This window comes from Thalassovita litoralis (assembly GCF_900182725.1).
GTDB lineage: Bacteria > Pseudomonadota > Alphaproteobacteria > Rhodobacterales > Rhodobacteraceae > Thalassobius > Thalassobius litoralis.
Map to the genome: position 1 here is coordinate 1 of NZ_FXTO01000055.1, position 8126 is coordinate 8126.

Genomic DNA, 8126 nt, shown 5'->3' on the forward strand with positions numbered 1-8126 from the left:
AAGTTAAGTGCTCTTACGCCAATGGTACTGCATCTCAAGATGTGGGAGAGTAGGTAACCGCCAAACCTAGCAATAACCAATAATCTCTATATACGTACAATATTGACGCGGGATGGAGCAGCCCGGTAGCTCGTCAGGCTCATAACCTGAAGGTCGTAGGTTCAAATCCTACTCCCGCAACCAAATCTTCCAAATAAAACAAAAGCTTAGTTCCCTAGTAAAATACTGGGGAATTATAGGCGCGTTTCATGTCAACGCCATGTCAACGTTTGGCGAGTCGCACACCCAGAAAAGCCGTAATCATTGGTAATCAGCCGAACGCAAAGACGGTCGATGATGTTCGGGCATATTGGAACGGATCGGTTTGGTAGGGTGATGCCTGACAATTCGATCTGTTCGCGTTACAGAACCAGCTCGTAGCTCGTGCTGCGACCGCCGGCTTGCCAAGTAAGGTTGGGCCAGGTGTCTCGTTCCCAGATTTGCATCACATACTCCGCAAAATGTGCGGGGATAATCCAACTTTTTCTCCGCACTGGCAAGAACAAAAGCCGCATTATTCGCGGAGAATAGAGCCGGCAATCTCCGCACAGAACGCTTAGCCTATCCAGGAGCGTCGGCTAGATCCCACTTTTCTATTCGGCGCCTGGCACGGATGCTCAGCGATCTCGTCTGGGCCTGCATACACGGGCCTCTTGGCATCGCCGTTGTGCTCGTGGCATCACTTGCGCATGATTGAATTCCGCACGCTTCCTGATGATCACCCAGACTTAATGCGCTCGCCGCTGCTGCGCGGTGCCCTTTTGACGCTGCAATATGCCCAGGAGCATGGATCGATCGGCCTCACCCAAACTAAGGCGTTTAAGCGCGTCTTCGTTCATTGGGCCGTGGAACACTTCGATTGGCCGGGGAAAAGCGCCGAAGAAATGTTCCGCTACAACAAGGTCATCAACGAGTATGAATTTCCACCTCTTGAGGTTCTGCACTTCCTGCTGATCTCATTGCGCCTCGGCCGGCACTACAAGGGGGCGTTTCGGTTGACGAAGAAAGGCGCAGAGCTTGCACGATCGCCAGGGCGCTTGTTTGCCGAGTTGATCCCATACTTCGTGCTCCGCATCGATCACGCGTCCTATGCGCGCTTTGACGATCGGCCGTTTGGTAAATGGGACGTCTGGATGAATGTCATCAACGTCGAGGCTGACCAAGGCACCACTGAGGCAGCTTTGTACCAGGCCTTCTATGGCGAGCCAGAGGATTGGCACACCGCAGGATGGCGGGCGATGGGCGCATTCTCATCATGTGTCTTGCGGCCGCTTGAGTGGGCGGGACTGTTGATGGAGACCCGTGACAACAGCCCGGGCAAGCACGCGTGTCACGTCTTCAAGACCCAGCTTTGGCGCAGCGCGCTCAAGCTCGATACGGATGAGATGCTGCAACCCGTAAACGTTCAGTGATCAGCGGCAGTGGATTTCGCTGATCATTTCTGACCTAAGTTGTCGTCCCTGAAATTTGATGGTGGTTCATTACCATCAAACTCCGTTGCCAACGGAATATCCCTTAATGTTGCCGTCAAAGACTTTCACCTTCTTTAGCTGCCAACGCAGCGTCTTGGCGACAACGCACAGGCCGTTGTTGCCAACCAGTTTCCCTATCAACGTGGACGCTACTGAGCGTTGGGAAGGAAATGGTTGTATTGAATCAGCGGTGCCTGAAGATGGATTTGCCTCATGATAGGGTGTAGAAACCCATCATGGATTTTGTCTTCTACGATCTTGAAACCACGGGGATCTCGCCCGAGTTCGACCAGCCGCTGCAGTTCGCCGCGATCTGGACGGATGAGAATTTCGTGGAAAAGGATCGGGTCAACATCCGCTGCCGGTTGGCGCCCCATATTTTGCCTTCACCGCAAGCGTTGGTTGTGACCCGGGTCACCCCTGATCAATTGATAGACCCAAGCCTGCCGTCGCTGTTTGAGTTTTCGCAGCAGGTGGCCGAGCTCACCGGGCGATGGGCGCCGGCGATCTGGGTGGGCTACAACACGTTGAAGTTCGACGAGGAGGTGCTGCGGCAGACCTTCTACCAGAACCTGTCGCCGAACATTTACGCCACGCAGTTCAACGGAAACACGCGCTTAGACATCCTGCCTGCAGTCTATGCCGCTTATGCCCGACAGCCTGATCTGTTGATCTGGCCTAGCGACGATACAGGCCGGCGGAGCTTCAAGCTTGATCGGCTGGCGCCTGCAAATGGCTTTAATGCCCACAACGCACATGATGCCCTGGGGGACGTTGAGGCGACCATCCACATCGCACGTCTGATCGTAACGCGTAGCCCAGCGCTTTGGTATGAATTGATCGACAACGCCCATAAGGCGCGTGTGCAGGCAAAGCTTGAAAGCTTTCGGCCCTACGAGTTGGTCACGCGCTTTGGCGGCGGTGAGCCGCGATCCTACGTGGGCTGTTTCTGCGGTTACTCCCACGGCAACAGCGCGCAGGCGGCGTTTTTCGATCTGGATGCCGCGGACCCAGCCGAGTTCCTCGAGGCCTCGGATGAGGCGATCTTCGCCGCAGTTGATGCCACGCCGAAAATCATTAGAGGCGTGTCCACGAACAAAGCACCCGCTCTCCTCGAACACACAGCGCCCAGTGCAGAGCATCTGCGCCGAGCAGCGGTCATCGCCAACGCCCCTGAGTTTCGCCAGCGTGTGGGCGCGGCAATGGCCGATCGCTTCGCCGAAGGTCCCGACGCTCCGCCCAAGCCGGTTGAACGGCAAATCTATGGGGAATTCTACTCCAACGCCGACAAGCAGCTTTTACAAGATTTTCAATTTGCGACGTGGCCGCGGCGCCAAGAAATAGTCGCGAACCTTTCAGACGCTCGGCTTCGTCAGCTCGGTCGGCGTTTGGTGGCGTTTTACAGCCCTGAACTGCTGACAGCAGACGAGATGGCGCTCTTCAAAGCCTATCTGCGTGATAAGTGGTCGGCGCCTGACGCCCCTGAAACCGAATGGATGACCTTCGAAAAAGCGGAGGCCGCACTAGGCGATTTGCGTGCTGCCGGTGCTGCAGAGCCCAATGAGCTTGACGCGATTGCGTCATTTCTGTGCGCGCGGTTTGCAGGTGGTGCGTAGGAACCCCAACACTTACAGTATTCGGGCGCGATATCTCGCCTCGGTTAGCTGGTGGAAAAAGAAAATTCCACCGTACAAATACCGCAAATGTGGGGCTGTCGGGGGCCAATTTGGATGGGTTACGGTAGCTTTGCACGGGCAGCATCTGGTAGGTTTGGCGGAAAGCCGACTGATGGCCTGCAGCATCGCAATTGAAGGAAACCGAAAAACCGATCACTCTAAATTAGAATTCAATGGGGTGATACATAGTCATGGAGACAGCTCTACGAAATGCAAGATGTGCGGCAGATGTCGCAATCTTGGCAAGGGAGCCGTTAACGCGCTCCCGTTGGGTCCCGACGTAGATGGCAGCGCACCGTGTCGAGCCAGGCCTCTGTCCATTAATCGAGGTGCCGTTCATCACTCCTGTCATAGCGGCCCTACACTACTTCCTTAAAGTTTACGCCAGATTCCTGCAGCTTGGTGAGAAACCGTTCGACGTTAGCAAAGCCCTTTGAATCGAGTGCTAACGTGAATCTGACACGTTCTCTTGCACGTGATAGGGCAACAAAGAAGACGTTGACGTCGTCGGCGTTTTTCCAGAACGCGTCGTCGTTGAACTCCACGAAGATCACCGTGTGATATTCAAGGCCCTTGGACTTGTGGATCGTCATAATCTTCACAGCATCCCGGCCTTCGAGATTGCCTATCAGCGTCCGCCAATCCGGCGCACCATCGGCACTCTCGTTGTAGAATGCTGCGCAAGCTTCGATCACTGCCTCCAGATAGGCCCGGTTCCTGTAATCTGCATACACCCTGGTCAATCTCTCCCGGCGATCGTCAGGTAATGCCACCGATATCAACTGTGCAATGTCAAAGTCGGCGGGCGTCTTTTCCTTTGTCACCTTAATCGTGAAGTCGACCAAATCCTGGACTAAGCGAAGGCTTCGGGCTGCGCCTCTATCTGTCGAGAGATCCAGCCCCTCAACGCTGGCGATTGTGTCGCGGCATACCTGGAAAGGGCTGCCATCCCTGACCCCATAGGCCATTTTAAGAAGTGCTGTGAGGAAAAGAAAAACAGGATCTTTTACGATGTCCTGAATTGCAAGCGGGCCGATTTGCCTTGCTTCGTTCCGAAGCCGAATTCCGCTCGAAACAAAGTGCAACAACAATCTATCTTCCAGCTGGTTTGCATAGAGGCGTGTGAGAATCACGAAGTCATGTGGTCGAAGCTCTGGGTTCTCCTCAAGTGATGCCTTGATAAAATTCGAAATACCGGCACCCTCGGCATCACGCGTCTTGAAGACCCAGCCTTCCAACGCATCAGGCGGAGGATCGTCTTTTCGGGCGCTTTCAGTGGGGACAGGAGGCTCATCGGTAAGCAAGCCAGAAAGATCATTGATGAGGGCGACGATCTTGGAGTTAGAACGATAGTTGAATAGCAGCTTGCGGTTCTCAGCGCCGAAATCTTCTCCGAACGTACTGAAGATATCAGGCAAAGCCCCAGCCCAGCCCATGATCGCCTGATTTGTGTCACCAACGGCGGTCAGAACAGAGGGTGTCTCTTTGAAGATGCGGCGGATGAGGTCGTATTGTTGCCTAGTTACGTCTTGGAACTCATCCAGGAACACGTAAGTGTAAGTGCCAGCAATAGCTTTTTGCACTAAGGGTTGCGTTTGCACGATATGCATCGCCAGAAGCATCATCATGTCGAAACTGATTTGTGACGGTTTATGCGCGAGAGCGGTCTTCCACCAAAGGTGCCGCAGCCTGTCGCGTGCTGTTAGCTCGACGGCGTTGAAGTCAGGGACGCCACCTTGCACAAGGGTGCCAAATTGAGTGGGATTGAATGCGTGGATATCTGGATGATCTCCCACCTGCTCGGCCTGAAACTCTGCCCAGAAATCTCGATTGGGAAAGATGATCTTGTAATCCGGAGAGGGACGTAACGGCTCTGGCAACGCCTCCCTAAATTGGTCGAGTATCCGCTTCGCAAAGGCATGCAATGTTAGCGATTCAAATCGCCGCGCCTCTTGCGCATCGCATCGCAATCCAACGCGTTCTTGCAAATTGCGCGCAGCGTCCGCTTTAAACGCCACCGCCAAAATCCGCTTAGGATTAGGGCAAAGACCGGTGTTAAGAAGATACGTAGCGCGCTGAGCGAGAAGCTCGGTTTTTCCGGCGCCGGGTCCAGCCAAGACCGACAGAGATGAAGTCGATTTTACGACCTCAAGCGCTGTGCCCTCTATCGCTATTCCAGGTGTTGGTTTCCAGTCCTCTGGCTTCACAAACATTTATGGTGTCACCTTCACTGCGGGTTTTTGCGCGATGAGATAGCCTGCGCGCTCAATCAGTGCCTTCAAAGGTTCCGGGCACCCTGCTTGCAGCTGCGTTTTTGTTAAGTTTCCAAATGCCTCCAAATGAGATCCAGGCTTGGACGACGATTTGAAGAGCGCCTTGTAGCTCCAGAGCTCCTGGTCGGTGTAGTTCACCCCAACAATGTTCAGCTCTGCATTTCCTTTCCCGTGCTCCCCAAACACCGATGCGGCTAGCTTGACCCTATCTGCCGCTGGGTCCAGCGTCGTTGTGAGATAAGCCGCTGGAAACGCGGTCATCATCATCATATCGAGATCTAGTGGTGAAGAGTAGAAAATATCCTTGTGACGTAGCCACTTCACCCACCCGTCAAAGGTTGTGGGCGACAGACCAGCATTGTCCGGTATGTCGGCTGTCGTGGCTGTTCTAAAAGTTGGGGGAGTTGTGGGGGGCGACACAGGGATTTGTGGAATGAAGGCCTCCCCGAGATCTGTGAGCCATGTCACCGCGTTTTTGATCCGTCCGGTCCCGCCGTTGTGACGACCCAAGTCGAAATCGATCAGCGTAATATGCGGGATCTGAAGACCATTCAGAAGTCGCCAAAGATGCTGTGCATGCCGTCCACCAATCGACACGTAGGCGATGAAGGAAGGGTCCAGGCTGGTCCCAAGCGCTTCCGCCATCTTAGGGATCACAATGCGCTCCGTGTCGCCCTCTCCAATAATTACCAGCCTGGCAAAGTAGACTTCGGGATTCGCTAGAATGACTTGCTGCACGAATTTGTCCGCAGCAGGGTCTGCCCTCGGCAGCGGCAGCGGAAGAACTGTCGTCTTGAGGGTGACCGGGCAGATGCGGAAATAGTGCACGAGCTTTGGATCAACGCGTGAAAGGATGCTCGTTGCGTGACTGGTGACAACGGATTGCGCGGCCCCACTGGCATTTAGCGTGTCGAGCAAAGCCATTAAGCGTGGCAGGTAAAATGGAGAGAGATGGTTCTCCGGCTCTTCCAGTGCGAAGATTGTCAGCGTCGGATAAGTGAAATCCGCTGCTTTAAACCCCTTAACCGAGCCGGGCAGCTTTTTTTGCATATCCCAGATCAGGTTATGTAGCGTGGCCGATAGGGCGAAGTAGAGCAGGGACATCTGTCCTTCACTCAGTTCTCCGAGTTGGCGGATGCCGCCGCCTGGAGCTTTATCAAACTTCAGCGTCAGCTCTCGGATGAGCTTTTCAAACTCAACCGCCACCACACTCAATGCCGGTTGGGCATCGTAGTGGCCATCATGGAGCTTCGACCAAAACCCTCTCAAAGTTGTGGTGATCGAAGTGATTGCCTCAGTGGCATTGAGGTTTGCCTCCAGATCTTGGGCAAACTGTTGCGACTTTGTCTTCGTCGCAGGGTCCCAGTCTGCGGAATACTCAAGCCGCTGAAGAACGTTTTTCAAAGCATACTGGCTAACACCCCGGGAATCCCGATGTGCTGGGATATAAACCACTTCGGCGTATTGCGTTGGACGGGAGATACGGGTCTTCCGCTCATCGTCCGGTCCGAACGGGACCTCGTCGGTCGTCTTAACTGAGTAGTACACCACCTCGACGTTGTCTTCGACGGACTCTGACTTTTGATACAGCGCCTCCAGACGGATGCGCACCTTCACAGAGGTATCCTCTGCGTTGAAAAAGAGATCGTTGAAGACCGAAGAAACATCAGCCGTAGTTTCGAAGCCGAAGATCGCATCGATTGCGACCTCTCGTCTGTCCAGAGTAATAGCACTCTCGCCCGGACCGAAGTGGATATCGGACCGGCGGATTTGACGATCAGCCGGTGTCGCCGAAAAAAGACGTTTCAGAGCTTCGAGTGCCGCAGTCTTCCCAGCACCATTGGTTCCGACGAAGGCGTTAGTTCCAGGCTTGAAGCGGATCGTCACCGGTGTATCGCCGAAGCAGCGAAAATTGCGAATGGTAAGTGACTCTAAATACATCGCCCCGCGTCTCTTTCATTAAATTGCTAACCTCAAGTCGTCCAGACGACGCTAAATTCGCGGTGCTTCTAAAAGAAGGCGCCGTGATCAGAGACTGCCTCATAAAGGTCGGATCAATTTTCACATATACGCTGGCCCTAGCGGCCGCAGTGCTCGATCGCAAGGCGTGACTGCATCTCTGCCGCAACAGCAATGCACACTCCGCATTCAGATGCAACGGCAACTCTCGGGCTGATCGAGCTCATCGACTACTGAAGTTACATGGTTCGGGAAGGTTTCCTGAGCAGCAAGCCCTTGGCAAAAATCAACCTGACCAACTGCGGCACTATCGCACCAATCTCCCTGAAATTTCAGGGGGCTTTATAGCTCCTTACTGAAACTTTTGACGTCGAACTCGAATCAAGGGGGCCGATCGCCGATCGGCACAAGTTTCGCAATGGTCCGAAGCGCGGAGCTTTCAGATCGCGCAGCGGGGCTGGTGACAATGGTATTCACCCCCAGAACCAGAAGATCACGGCCGAGAACATCCCGGCCGCGACGCAGCTGTTCACTCCGCACTGGATCGTCCGCTATCTGGTTGAGAACTCGCTAGGCTCAGGACCCATTAATCGGCTTGAGATCGCATTGGTCGCATGCTTCAAATCCCCAAACTTTCAGGGGGTATCATGAGCAATCTATTTTGGCTGACCGACGAACAGATGGCGCGGCTGCGACCGTTCTTTCCC

Annotated in this window: 4 protein-coding genes and 1 tRNA gene; 3 read left to right on the forward strand and 2 right to left on the reverse strand. The window is 54.2% G+C overall.

Annotated features, from left to right (window positions below):
* The first annotated feature begins 106 nt into the window (after window positions 1-106).
* The 3 genes from FN828_RS19905 (at window position 107) to FN828_RS19915 (ending at window position 3127) form a co-directional block, all read left to right on the forward strand.
* Window positions 107-183, forward strand: a tRNA-Met gene (locus FN828_RS19905).
* Between the two features lie 545 nt (window positions 184-728).
* Window positions 729-1451, forward strand: coding sequence for a hypothetical protein (locus FN828_RS19910; protein WP_142495066.1), 723 nt, complete (start codon window positions 729-731; stop codon window positions 1449-1451).
* A 296-nt stretch (window positions 1452-1747) separates the two neighbouring features.
* Window positions 1748-3127, forward strand: coding sequence for an exodeoxyribonuclease I (locus FN828_RS19915; RefSeq protein ID WP_142495067.1), 1380 nt, complete (start codon window positions 1748-1750; stop codon window positions 3125-3127).
* A gap of 419 nt (window positions 3128-3546) precedes the next feature.
* Here the strand turns inward: FN828_RS19915 and FN828_RS19920 are convergent, their stop codons facing one another.
* Both FN828_RS19920 and FN828_RS19925 read right to left on the reverse strand, forming a co-directional pair.
* Entirely contained in the window at window positions 3547-5400 is a 1854-nt protein-coding gene (locus FN828_RS19920; protein WP_142495068.1) for a UvrD-helicase domain-containing protein, read from the reverse strand.
* Complete coding sequence (locus tag FN828_RS19925) at window positions 5401-7401, reverse strand: ATP-dependent nuclease (RefSeq protein ID WP_142495069.1); 2001 nt, start codon at window positions 7399-7401, stop codon at window positions 5401-5403. It lies immediately after the preceding gene.
* Between the last annotated feature and the right edge of the window lie 725 nt (window positions 7402-8126).